This is a genomic window from Xanthomonas nasturtii (assembly GCF_023337365.3).
Taxonomy (GTDB): Bacteria; Pseudomonadota; Gammaproteobacteria; order Xanthomonadales; family Xanthomonadaceae; genus Xanthomonas; species Xanthomonas nasturtii.
Genome location: NZ_CP142084.2, coordinates 3,138,371 through 3,150,510 on the forward strand (window position 1 = coordinate 3,138,371; position 12,140 = coordinate 3,150,510).

9 protein-coding genes are annotated in these 12,140 nt (G+C 66.3%); 3 read left to right on the forward strand and 6 right to left on the reverse strand.

Translation table 11 applies throughout. The features are described from left to right. Positions 1 to 59: 59 nt before the first annotated feature. The 6 genes from M3O59_RS13690 to creB form a co-directional block, all read right to left on the reverse strand. The gene (locus M3O59_RS13690; RefSeq protein ID WP_064630630.1) at positions 60 to 944 is read right to left on the reverse strand and encodes a carbon-nitrogen hydrolase family protein; all 885 of its coding nucleotides are present in this window, start codon (positions 942 to 944) and stop codon (positions 60 to 62) included. A gap of 47 nt (positions 945 to 991) precedes the next feature. Beyond that, on the reverse strand, positions 992 to 1,603 hold the full coding sequence (locus M3O59_RS13695) for a GNAT family N-acetyltransferase (RefSeq protein ID WP_064630632.1): 612 nt from the start codon (positions 1,601 to 1,603) through the stop codon (positions 992 to 994). A gap of 34 nt (positions 1,604 to 1,637) precedes the next feature. Then, the gene (locus tag M3O59_RS13700) at positions 1,638 to 2,060 is read right to left on the reverse strand and encodes a hypothetical protein (protein WP_116905415.1); all 423 of its coding nucleotides are present in this window, start codon (positions 2,058 to 2,060) and stop codon (positions 1,638 to 1,640) included. A 7-nt stretch (positions 2,061 to 2,067) separates the two neighbouring features. Continuing rightward, on the reverse strand, positions 2,068 to 3,387 hold the full coding sequence (creD, locus tag M3O59_RS13705) for a cell envelope integrity protein CreD (RefSeq protein WP_116905416.1): 1,320 nt from the start codon (positions 3,385 to 3,387) through the stop codon (positions 2,068 to 2,070). 428 nt (positions 3,388 to 3,815) lie between these two features. Continuing rightward, positions 3,816 to 5,276 carry a two-component system sensor histidine kinase CreC gene (creC, locus tag M3O59_RS13710; protein ID WP_116905417.1) on the reverse strand — a complete coding sequence of 487 codons (1,461 nt, stop codon included), beginning with the start codon at positions 5,274 to 5,276 and terminating at the stop codon, positions 3,816 to 3,818. 48 nt (positions 5,277 to 5,324) lie between these two features. Beyond that, positions 5,325 to 6,029, reverse strand: coding sequence for a two-component system response regulator CreB (gene creB, locus M3O59_RS13715; RefSeq protein ID WP_181920490.1), 705 nt, complete (start codon positions 6,027 to 6,029; stop codon positions 5,325 to 5,327). Between the two features lie 202 nt (positions 6,030 to 6,231). Between creB and M3O59_RS13720 the strand changes: the two genes are divergently transcribed. From M3O59_RS13720 to mfd, 3 genes are all read left to right on the forward strand, one after another. After that, positions 6,232 to 7,140, forward strand: coding sequence for a 23S rRNA (adenine(2030)-N(6))-methyltransferase RlmJ (locus M3O59_RS13720; RefSeq protein WP_064630640.1), 909 nt, complete (start codon positions 6,232 to 6,234; stop codon positions 7,138 to 7,140). A gap of 379 nt (positions 7,141 to 7,519) precedes the next feature. Further along, positions 7,520 to 8,062, forward strand: a complete 543-nt coding sequence (locus M3O59_RS13725; RefSeq protein ID WP_047697449.1) for a GNAT family N-acetyltransferase — start codon at positions 7,520 to 7,522, stop codon at positions 8,060 to 8,062. 562 nt (positions 8,063 to 8,624) lie between these two features. Further along, positions 8,625 to 12,089 carry a transcription-repair coupling factor gene (gene mfd, locus M3O59_RS13730; RefSeq protein WP_116905419.1) on the forward strand — a complete coding sequence of 1,155 codons (3,465 nt, stop codon included), beginning with the start codon at positions 8,625 to 8,627 and terminating at the stop codon, positions 12,087 to 12,089. Positions 12,090 to 12,140: the final 51 nt, after the last annotated feature.

Below are 12,140 nucleotides of genomic sequence, written 5' to 3' on the forward strand. Positions count from 1 at the left end.
GATCGCGAGTACCGACTGCGTCCGCGACGCTGAGCATGAACCTCTGAGGGCCGCACCTTTCAGGCGAACGTGGCCAGCGTGGCGCGCGCGATGCGTGCACCCAACTGCCCATGCCAATCGCGGTCGTTGGCGACTTGCGCGTGTGCGCGGCTGGCTTCGAATGCGTCGAAGTCCAGCTCCGCAACCGCCCACAGCGCATCGCCGTGCGTTTGCGCCAGTACGCCATCGGCGGGAAAGCCGACATCCATCGGGGCAAACACCGCCGCCTCGCCGGTGTTGATGTCCAACGCAGGGCTCCAGGGCGCTTCGCCGGCGGTCACCGATTGCGCCACAAACACGCGGTTTTCCAGCGCGCGCGCCAGGCAGCCGATGCGCACGCGCATGGCACCGGCGGCAGTATCGGTGCAACTGGGCACGATCAGCAGCCGCGCACCGGCCTCGTACTGCGCGCGCACCGGCAGCGGGAACTCGCTGTCGTAGCAGATTGCAATGGCTGCGCGGATGCCGTCCAGGTCGAACACCTTGAGCGCATCGCCCGGCTCGATCAGCCCGGTGGCTTTTTCGAAACCGGTGAGCTGCAGTTTGTCTTGCCAGCCATGCAGGCCCTCGGGGGTGAACCAGTCGCTGCGATTGCGGTAGCGGCCATGCCCCGGATCCAGCAGAAAGCTGCCGGCGATCAGGTGCACCTGATGCTGGCGCGCCAGGCCGGCAAACAGCTCCAGCCACGGCGCGCGCAGCGCCTGGATGGCCGCAAACGATTCGGGCAAGCCGGCGGAAACATGCGTGCCGAAGGTCGCGCCCAGCTCCAGCGACAGGTATTCGGGCAGCACCACCACCCGCGCACCGGCCGCGGCAGCCTCGCCGACCAGGGCCGACTGGTGCGTGGCAAACGCGGCGAAATCGGCGGGTTTGCCGATCGGGTATTTGGCGACGGCGATTTTCATCTGGTGGCCTTATTGCTGTGGATCGATAGAGAACGAAGGTGGATCAGTCACTGCGACAACGCACGTGTCCACACACTCAAGCTGTGGTCGATCTGCCCGTGGTGCAACTCCGCCCATTCCAGCTGCACGCGCATGCCCGGTTGCGGCGCGTAGCCGCGTTTGCGCCAGAACGCATCGTTGGCGCGGTACTCGGCTGGCTTGCGCGGGTCGTCGGGCGCACGTTCCACCGAACAAAACGCCGTCAGTGCGAAGCGCCCCAGCCTGCGCGCATGCGCTTCGCGCCGGTCGAAAAATGCATGCCCGATCCCCTGACCACGATACGCAGGCAGCAGCACCGATTCGCCGAAATAAAACACGCTGGCCGGGTCGATGCCGGCAGCGCGGAACGGTGCGTGGAACGCGGCGCCATCGTCGAGCAGCGGCAAGCCGGTGGATGCGCCGATCACCGCGTCGCCATCGCGTGCCAGCACGAACACGCTCTCTGGCGAGGCCGCATAGGCCGCCAGATAATCGCGTTCGTAGCCGGCATCGCCTTCGTACAGATACGGCCAGGCGCGGAACACCGCAATGCGCAGCTGCGCCACCGCATCCAGGTGCGGCAGCACCTGCGTGCCGCACACCGTTTCGACAATCAGGGATGAGCCAGTCATGCCGGGCATGGTAAGCCAGCCCGGCGTGCCTGCAGTGCCCCGCTCACCGCAGCCAGCGGCCATGGGGCGCAGCGCCGGGCTCGGGTTGCTGCCATAACAACCACACCACCGCTTCTTCGGTGGCCAGCAGCACCCCGAGCAGCGCATCGGTGCTGCGCGCCCAGTAACTGCCGTTGCTCAGCCTTTGCCAGTGCCCGTAGCTGCGGGTACGCGCCTTGCTGGCCGGGGTGTGCTGCTGCGGTGCGGCCTGCAAAAAGGCGTGGCCGCCGACGCGCAAGGCCTGCGCGGTATCTGCGTGCATCTGCAAGCCCACTACGCCGCGGCGTCCATCTCGGTGCAACGGCAAGGCCGACAGCGCCGAGCGTTCCCAGGGCTGCGGCAGCGCTGCCGGAAGCAGCGCCACCGTGTCGATGCCGGCCGGCAGCAAGCGCTGGGCGCGCCGGTGCAACTGTGCATGCGCCATCATGCCGGCCTCAGCGCAGGCTGTTGCCAAGCTCGTACCAATCGAGCTTGCGGGTCACCCACATGATGCTGGCCAGGATGCCGAACAACAGCAACGAGCCCATCAGCAACGCGTTGTCTTCGGAGATCAACAAGCTGTAGAGCACCGCATACAAGGCGGTGAGCAGCACCGAAAAGCCAGCCGCACGTACCCAGCTGCGCAGCACCCCGGACAGATAGAAGAACTGCAGCCCGATACACGCTGCCGCCGAGATCAGATAGGCCTGCCAAAATGCGATGTGCTCGGACAGGCTGAGCAGCAGCAGGAAGAAGATCGCCAATGCCAGGCCCACCAGCAGGTACTGCAACGGGTGGATCGGCAGGCGCTTGATCAACTCGAACAACACGAACGCCACAAAGGTCAGCACCACGAACAGGATGCCGTACTTGCTGGCGCGGTCGGCCTGGGTATACACATCCACCGGGTCGACCAGGCGCACTTCCAGCGTATCCAGCGACGCCTGGCTGGATTGCAACTGCGTCTGCGCACCGGTAGCCAGCGACGACAGCGACCAGCTGGCATCGAAGCCCTTCGGGCCGATGCTCGGCGCATTCGGCAGGAAGCGGCCGCCGAAGGAGGGGTGTTGCCAGCTGGAGCGCAACGCAATCTCGTTGTTGTCGGCGATCGGTGCGATGGCCAGCCGGCGCGTGCCGTCCAGCACGAACTGCATGTTCACCACGTTGCCGTCCTGCAGCCGGCCGGCGACCGGGTCGGCCAGCGGGCTCAGTTGGGCGTGGATGCCTGCCGAGCGATCGGCCAAGGCGCCTGCGCCGCTTTCCAGCGCCAGGGTGCGCCCATCGACCTGCAAGCGCGGCGTGCCGACCAACCCGCGCACGTCGGAAATACCGATGGCCAAGTGCGGCTGGCCATACACGCGGGTCGGAGCGGCCGCGTAGTCGAAGGGGTCGTATTCGGCATGCAGGGTGGCTTTCCAGGAATACACCTGCACCCGGTACAGGCCCACCTCGCGCACCGAGGGCACCATTTCGCCGATGAGTTTCAGGCTACGCGGTGTTTGCAGCAGCGCACCTTCGCGCTTGCGCCAGACCTTGCGCTGGTTGCCCTGCTCGTCCGGCTCGGTGACCTGCACATCTTCGGTGTACGGCAGCACCCGCACCGGCGCGATGAACTGCTGTTCGCCCGCCTTGCTCTGCGCCACCCGCTCCACCGCCTCGTCGCGGTAGCGGGCGCGGTCCTGCACGGCGCCACGGATCAGCAACAACGGGATCAGCAGCAGCAGGATCAGCCCGCCGATGGTGGCGAACCGCAATAACAGTTTCAGGGATTTCATCGGCCATCCTCAGATTGGGAGGTGGCCAGGGTGCGATGCGCCGGTGTCGGGGGTTTGAGGCGAATTTGAAGCCAATGTGAAGTGGGAGCTCAGCCGGCGAATCCCCGTGCCTTGCTGCAACTGGAGGGCTAACAAAGCCTGGCGAGCGCTCGCCTGTCAGTGAGTGCAGTGGTTTTGTCGGCCAAATCTTTGTGGATGCAGTCGCACGTCCAGATCAAACGCTGAGTGGGTCGAACGCGCGATGCCTCACCAGATAGTTGCCGGCTGTTTTATCGAAAGCCATGCGCACCGACCATCGTGACTGGTCCTTGCCCGCCCACCGTCGCGGGACCTTACGCGGCATGGATGCCGCGTAAGAGCTACAAGGACGTACTTGCAGCGTGTCCCGCGATGGTGGGCGGACAAGGGCCCTGCAGCCAGGCCGCAGATCAGCCAGCCGGCAGCCGCAACGTCGCCACGGCACCGCCACCGTCGCGGTTGTCCAGCGTCGCTTCGCCGCCGTGCAGGCGTGCAACTTCGCGCACGAACGGCAAGCCGAGCCCGGAACTGCGCTGCCCGGTCTGCGGACGGGCCAGCGAGTAGAAACGTTCGAACACCCGCTCCAGCGCGTAATCCGGCACTCCGCTGCCGCGGTCTTGCACCGACACCTGCAATTTTTCAGCGTGCAATTGCGTGCAAAGGTGCATGGTGCTGCCTTCCGGCGAAAACGCGATGGCGTTTTCAAGCAGATTGATCAGCGCCTGGCGCAGCAGAAACCCGTCGCCGAGCACGTAGTGCTCGCGCGCTGCATCAGATGTGACACCAGATGCGACATCGATCTCCACCCGCACCCCGGCCGCTGTCGCGCGTGGCAGCACGGCATCCACTGCTGCCTGCAGCAAGCCAGCCACCGCGATGCGCTCACGTTTTTGCAACCAGCCGTGCTGCTCCACCTCGGCCAACGCCAGCAACTTGTCGATGGTTTCGGTGAGCCGCTGCTCCTGCGCACGGATGCTGGCAACGAAGTGCTGGCGATCGGCCTCCGGCAGTGGCTCGGTCAACAACTCCGACGCACCGCGAATCGCCGCCAGCGGGCTCTTCATCTCGTGCGTCAGCGACTGCACATACTGCTCCACGTAGGCCTTGCCTTCCAGCTTGCGGCGCATGGATTCCAGCGCCTGGCCCAGATCGCCGATTTCATCGCCGCGCGGCTTGGGCGGCGGCACCGGAATGCCGGCGCTCACCGCCTGCGCATAGCGATTGAGCCGGCCGATGCCGCGCATCAGCCACCAGGTCATCGCGATGCCGATCAACGCGGAAATGCCGATCAACCAGGCGCCGCGCTGCAGGATGTTGCGCTGGCTGGCTTCGATAAACGGGTCGATGCTGCGGTTGGGCTGCGCCAGGGTCAGCACGCCGATCAGTTGCTTGGGGTCGTCCGGCGCGTAGATCGGGGCGGCCACATGCATCACCGTTGCGCTGGGGTCGCCGTCGATTTCCGGGCTGGAACGCGCGCCGTATTCGCCGCGCAAGGTGCGGTAGACATCGTTCCAGCGCGAATTGTCGCGGCCCACCTCGCGGCCCAGCGAATCGAACACCACCACCCCGCGCGCATCGGTGACGGTGACGCGGTAATCCACGTTGTTCTTGCGGAAGCGCCACACCCACGCCTTGGGGTCGCGCTGCTGCGCCCTTGCCACGTTGCGCGCGAAGCTGCCATCGGCAAGCGTGCCGGCAGCCAGTTCACTGCTGGCGATTTCCGCCAGCACGTTGGCCGCATCCACCAAGGTGGACTCCATCGCCTGGCGCACGCCCGGCTTGACCTCGTTGACGAACACGCGCATCACGAAAAACGCGGCCAGGCCCACGATCAGGAAGAAGCCCAGAAACAGCTTGAGGCCGAGCCGCATGTCAGCGCGCAGCCTCGCTCAGGTCGCCACGTGCGTGCCGGCCCATGCCTACAGTTCCAACGCGTAGCCAAGGCCACGGTGGGTGCGGATCGGGTCGGCCGGCACACCGGCCAGGCGCAGCTTGCTGCGTAGCGTCTTGATGTGGGTGTCGACGGTGCGGTCGGCGCTGTCGGCGCTGGCATCCCAGCCGCGGTCCATCAGCTGCGCGCGGCTCAGGATCGCACCGGGACGCTGCAGCAATGCCGACAGCAGCGCGTATTCGTAACGGGTCAGCGGCAGCAAGGCATCGCCGTAGCGGATGCGGCTGCCCTCGCGGTCGATCGCAAAGGCACCATGCGGCTGCCAGCCCGGCTCGGCCGCCGCAGCCACGGTGCGCCGGCGCAGGCGTGCGCGCACGCGCGCCACCAGTTCGCGTGGCGAGAACGGCTTGGCCATGTAATCGTCGGCGCCCAGCTCCAGCCCGAGCACGCGGTCGATCTCGTCGTTGCGCGCGGTCAGGAAGATCACCGGCACCTCGCTGAAACTGCGCAGCGTGCGGCACACCTCGAAGCCGTTGATGTCCGGCAGGCCCACGTCGAGCACCACCACATCGGCCGGGTCGGCGCGCAGCCGCGCCAGCGCATCGCGGCCCAGCAGGCAATGTTCGGGCGCATAACCCTCGCTGCGCAGCGCATACAGCACGGTATCGGCAATGGCGGCTTCGTCTTCGACGACGAGCACGCGGGCAGGAGATTCGGACATGCCGCGCAGCATAGCTGCATGCCGGCGCAGCCTGTAGCGCCATCGCGGCATTGCAGATGCACTGCGCGGCAAGCGATGGCCGCTGCTGGCAAGGCGCCCAGCGGCAACGCCATGCCACGCCGCCATGTGCGTCAGCATCCGGCGCGCCGGCTGCCCAGGCCGCATCCAGACCTGCAGACCTGCGCAAACCAGCGCGCCCGCTTACACTGCCGCGATGAACTATCGCCACGCCTTCCATGCCGGCAACCATGCCGACGTGCTCAAGCACATCGCCCTGCTTGCCCTGATCGACACCCTCAAGCGCAAGGACACCCCGTTCTTCGTGCTCGACACCCACGCCGGGCGTGGGCGCTATCAGCTCGGTGGCGAAGAAAGCCGCAAGACCAACGAAGCCGATGCCGGGGTGATGCGACTGATGGCCGAGGCGACCTTGCCCGACGTGGTCGAGCGCTACCTGCGCGCGGTGCAGGCCGACAACCAGGCCGTCGCTCGCCCGGCCACGCCCGGCCAGAAGCCCACACGCCCCACCGCCGGCATCCAGCTCAATTACTACCCCGGCTCGCCACTGCTGGCCGCGCAGGCGCTGCGAGAGCAGGACCGCATGGCGTTCTGCGAATTGCAGCCGGACGAAGCCGAGGCGCTCAAGGGCCTGTTCGCCAAGGACAACCGCGTGCGCGTGCATGCCGGCGATGGCTATGCAGCCATCCGTGCGTTTCTGCCGCCACGTGCCGGCGAAACCAAGATCGGCCGGGGGCTGGTGCTGATCGACCCGCCCTACGAATCGCAAGACGCCGAATACCAGCAGATCATCCACAGCGTGCGCGAAGTCCTGGCGCGCTGGCCGCAGGCGATCTGCATGGTGTGGTACCCGATCAAGCTGCGCCGCAGCCTGCAGCCGTTCATGCGCAAGGCCGCCACGTTGCCGGCCAAGTCGGTGCTGGTTGCCGAGCTGCAGGTACGCCCGGACGACTCGCCGCTGCGCCTGACCGGCAGCGGGCTGTTGATCGTCAATGCGCCCTGGCAGTTCGACAAGGTGCTGGCGCCGGCGCTGCCGGTGCTGAAGAAGCATCTCGGCGAGCCCGGCGCCTCGACCCGGCTGGAATGGCTGCGCCAGGACGCGTGATGCGGCGCCGCGCACTTCTCTGGCTGCCGGGAACAGCAAGGCGGTAAGGCGCTGCAGGATGGCCGACGCGCTGCAGTCGCTCATCGGCGCACCGTGCCAAGTGCTGCCACCGCGTGGCACCGATGCAGCGCAACCAGTGGCCTGCGTCTTCGCTGCTCCAGGGCTAACGTCAACCTGGCCGGACGCGCACCTGCGGCGCAGCCACGCTGCCGGCAGCCGGAGCCAACCGCCAAGCTCACGACCGGCTCACGGCTCAGCTCGTTACAGTTGTGTGGGAAGCACTGCCACCTCCTGTCGGCCCCCGACGCTGCACCGGATTCATTCACGGTTGCGCGCCGGGCTGGTGCCAGAATCTTCCGATCTTCAAGGAACACCGGTCATGGCCATTCGCAATCGCATGCCTCCGTGGCATGAAAACTTCAGCCTGCCCAATGGCCGCACCCTTCTGCTCCGCCCGATCCGTCCCGAAGACGGCCCGCCGCTGCAAGGGGCATTCAGCCTGTTGGGTCCAGAGGAAATCCGCGCGCGCTTCGTGCGCTCCTCCGCCGAAATCACCCCGGAGATGGTGCAACGCCTGACCCATCCCAACCCCAAGAGCGAGATCGTGCTGGTTGCCGCCGAACAGCTGCCACCCGGCGAAGCGCTGGTCGGCGCGGTCGCCCGCGCCGCGTTGGTGCCGGGCACCCGCCAGGCCGAATACACCATCCTGGTCAGCAGCTTCGTCGCCGGCCAGGGCCTGGGCCGGCAATTGATGCGCAAGCTGGTGAAGTGGGCGCGCCGCAAATATCTCGACTGCCTGTTCGGCGACGTGCTGCAGAGCAACGTGCCGATGCTGCAACTGGCCGAGTCGCTGGGCTTCAAGCCGCAGGCGCACCCCGATTCGCCGGAGCTGGTGCGGATGGTGCTGGAGCTGGATGCCTGAGGGGCTGGGATTCGGGATTGGGGATTAGGGATTCGTCGAAGCGGCTCGGCTGCTCGTTTGCTGCAGGGCCCTTACCCGCCCACCATCGCAGGACACGCCGTGAATCCGTCCCTGGAGGCTCTGGCGCGGCGTCCATGCCGCTCAAGGTCCCGCGACGGTGGGCGGGCAAGGACCAGTCAAGTTGGTCGGTGCTCAGAGTTTTCAGAACAGCGATCAGCAGATCGGCGACGCGGTGTCTTCGCTCTTCAGTAAAACCACCGACCAACTGTCTGGCGCGGTGTCCTCGCCGATTGCGGGACCGTTGGCGGCATGGATGCCGCCACCGAGCCCCCATGGACGGGTTAACGGCGTGTCCCGCAAGCGGTGAGGGCACCGCGTACTCGACCAGCGCGGCTTTGGACTTTCCAGGCCCCACAGAGAGCCGCAAACAACACAGATGCATGACCTCGCAACCGCTCGCGAGGCCTGTACCCCCGACGCGCCGTCGTGCACACACCGTCCAAACCACCTTTCACGCCGGATGGACCGGCCGCGGCGAGGGCTCTGATAAAATTATGGGCTGATGCCGTCGCCTACCTTCCCCTCTCCGCCGCTGCCCAAGTCCGGCCAGCTCCGCGCCTACTGGCGCGACCCGTCCTCTCCGACTGCGCTGGCGTGGTCGATTGCGCGGGCAGCCGAGGCGCATGCCGGCCCGCTGCTGGTGATCGCCCGCGATAACCAGAGCGCGCACCAGATCGAAGCCGACCTGCATGCCTTGCTCGGCGAGCACTCCGCGCTGCCGGTGGTGCCGTTTCCCGATTGGGAAACCCTGCCCTACGACCAGTTCAGCCCGCACCCGGAAATCATCAGCCAGCGTCTGGCCGCCCTGCACCGCCTGCCCGGCCTGACCCGCGGCGTGGTGATCGTGCCGGTACAGACCTTGCTGCAGCAGCTGGCCCCGCTGAGCTACATCGTCGGTGGCAGTTTCGACCTCGCCGTCGGCCAACGGCTGGACATGGATGCGGAAAAACGCCGCCTGGAAAGCGCCGGTTACCGCAATGTGCCGCAGGTGATGGACCCCGGCGATTTTGCGGTGCGCGGCGGCCTGCTCGACGTGTTTCCGATGGGCGCAGACACGCCGTTGCGCGTTGAATTGCTGGATGAGGATATCGACTCGATCCGCGTGTTCGACCCGGAATCGCAGCGCTCGCTGGACAAGGTGCACGCGGTCAAGATGCTGCCCGGCCGCGAAGTGCCGATGGACGACGCCAGCGTTGAACGCGTGCTGGCCTGCCTGCGCGAACGCTTCGATGTGGATACCCGCCGCAGCGCCCTGTATCAGGATCTCAAATCCGGGCTTGCGCCCTCGGGCATCGAGTATTACCTGCCGATGTTCTTCGCCAAGACCGCAACGCTGTTCGATTACCTGGACAAACGCGTGCTGCCGGTGATTGCGACCGGCGTATCCAATGCCGCCGATGCGTTCTGGACCCAGACGCTGAATCGCTACGAGCAGCGCCGCCACGATGTGGAACGCCCGCTGCTGCCGCCGGACGAGTTGTATCAATCCCCGGACACGCTGCGCGAACGGCTCAACAAGCTGGCGCGCATCGAAGTGTGGGCCAGCGATCACGCGCGCATCGATGACGCCACCCCGCTCGGCGACCAACCGTTGCCGCCGCTGCCGGTGGCCGCGAAGGACGCCCCGGCGGGCCAGGCACTGGCCTCGTTCCTGAGCCATTACCCTGGGCGCGTGCTGGTGGCCGCCGATTCGGCCGGCCGCCGCGAAGCCTTGATGGAAGTGCTGGCCGCCGCGCAGTTGAAGCCGGAGGTAGTGGCCGACGTGCCGGCGTTCCTGGCCGGCACGCTGCGTTTCGGCATTACCGTGGCGCCGTTGGAAGATGGCTTTGCACTGGATCAACCGCAGATTGCGCTGTTGACCGAGCGCCAGCTGTTCCCGGAGCGGGCCAATCAGCCGCGCCGCACACGCCGGGTCGGGCGCGAGCCGGAAGCGATCATCCGCGATCTGGGCGAGCTGTCCGAAGGTGCGCCGATCGTGCACGAAGACCACGGTGTGGGCCGCTACCGCGGCCTGATCGTGCTCGATGCCGGTGGCATGCCCGGCGAGTTCCTGGAGATCGAATACGCCAAGGGCGACCGGCTGTATGTGCCGGTGGCGCAGCTGCACCTCATCAGCCGCTACTCCGGCGCTTCGGCCGAGACCGCGCCGCTGCATTCGCTGGGCGGCGAACAATGGACCAAGGCCAAGCGCAAGGCGGCCGAGAAGGTACGCGATGTGGCCGCCGAACTGCTGGAAATCCAGGCGCGACGCCGTGCGCGTGCGGGCCTGGCATTGCAGGTGGACCGCGCGATGTACGAACCGTTTGCGGCCGGCTTTCCGTTCGAAGAAACCGCCGACCAGCTTGCCGCCATTGATGCCACGTTGCGCGACCTGGGTAGCAGCCAGCCGATGGACCGCGTGGTCTGCGGCGATGTCGGCTTCGGCAAGACCGAGGTCGCGGTGCGCGCTGCGTTTGCTGCCGCCAGTGCCGGCAAACAGGTGGCCGTGCTGGTGCCCACCACGCTGCTGGCCGAACAGCATTACCGCAATTTCCGCGACCGTTTCGCCGATTACCCGATGAAGGTGGAAGTGCTCTCGCGCTTCAAGAGCACCAAGGAAATCAAGGCCGAACTGGAGAAGGTGGCCAGCGGCGATATCGACGTCATCATCGGCACGCATCGGCTGTTGCAGCCGGACGTGAAGTTCAAGGATCTCGGCCTGGTCGTGGTCGACGAAGAACAGCGCTTCGGCGTGCGGCAAAAAGAAGCGCTCAAAGCGATGCGCGCGAATGTGCATCTGCTCACGCTCACCGCAACCCCCATCCCGCGCACGCTCAATATGGCCATGGCCGGGCTGCGCGACCTGTCGATCATCGCCACCCCGCCGCCGAACCGGCTGGCGGTGCAGACATTCATCACTGCCTGGGACAACACGCTGCTGCGCGAAGCATTCCAGCGCGAGTTGAGCCGTGGTGGGCAGCTGTACTTCCTGCACAACGATGTGGAAAGCATCGTACGCATGCAGCGCGATCTGTCGGAGCTGGTCCCGGAAGCGCGCATCGGCATCGCGCATGGGCAGATGCCCGAGCGCGAGCTGGAACGGGTGATGCTGGATTTCCAGAAGCAGCGCTTCAACGTGCTGTTGTCGACCACGATCATCGAATCGGGTATCGACATTCCCAACGCCAATACCATCATCATCAACCGCGCCGACCGCTTCGGCCTGGCCCAGTTGCATCAGCTGCGTGGCCGCGTCGGCCGCTCGCATCACCGCGCCTATGCGTACCTGGTGGTGCCGGACCGCCGTTCGATGACCTCCGATGCAGAAAAGCGCCTGGAAGCGATTGCGTCCATGGACGAGCTGGGCGCCGGCTTCACCCTGGCCACGCACGATCTGGAAATTCGCGGCGCCGGCGAATTGCTGGGCGAAGACCAGAGCGGGCAGATGGCCGAGGTCGGTTTCAGCCTCTACACCGAACTGCTGGAACGCGCGGTGCGCAGCATCCGCCAGGGCAAGTTGCCCGATCTGGATGCCGGCGAAGAAGTGCGCGGCGCCGATGTCGAATTGCATGTGGCGGCGCTGATTCCGGAGGATTATCTGCCGGACGTGCATACGCGCCTGACGCTGTACAAGCGCATTTCCAGTGCACGCGATCCCGATGCGCTACGCGAATTGCAGGTGGAAATGATCGACCGCTTCGGCCTGCTGCCGGATCCGGTCAAGCACCTGTTCGCCATTGCCGAGCTCAAGCTGCAGGCCAACGCCTTGGGTGTGCGCAAGCTGGATCTGGGCGAAAACGGCGGGCGGCTGGTGTTCGAGGCCAAGCCGGCGATCGACCCGATGACCATCATCCGGATGATCCAGAAACAGCCGAAGATCTACACCATGGATGGCCCGGACAAACTGCGCATCAAGCTGCCGATGCCCGAAGGCGCCGACCGGTTCAACGCGGCGCGTGGATTGTTGGCGGCGTTGGCACCGGGGTAAGAACACGACGCACGCCTGCCAATATCGGGAGCGCATGCCCCGCACGCCGGC